1 pseudogene is annotated in these 237 nt (G+C 56.1%); it reads right to left on the bottom strand.

The annotated features are described in order from the left end of the window. Nucleotides 1–123 precede the first annotated feature (123 nt). Nucleotides 124–237: pseudogene (locus MPC4_RS06470) on the bottom strand (IS5/IS1182 family transposase); the annotation flags it as partial.

Raw genomic sequence — 237 nt, 5'->3', positions numbered from 1 at the left:
GATCGGACTTCCAAATCTCGTCCATGGTCGGCCCTCCGTGACGCCGACCACCCATGAATCACGCAATGCGCGTCTCGGGAATCCCAAAAATGCACAACCCCTCAAAATTCTGCCAAAGTAGTGCTAGGTCATCGACTCATTATGGCGCAACCAGATGCGTATTGAGGCGAGCTTGACTCCGGCGAGGAAATTGTCGGCTCGTTTGTCGTAGCGCGTGGCGACGCCGCGGTAGTGCTT

The organism is Methylocella tundrae, assembly GCF_901905185.1.
Classification (GTDB): Bacteria; Pseudomonadota; Alphaproteobacteria; order Rhizobiales; family Beijerinckiaceae; genus Methylocapsa; species Methylocapsa tundrae.
Note: the sequence above shows the minus strand (reverse complement) of the source record. Positions and strands in the feature narration are given on the sequence as shown.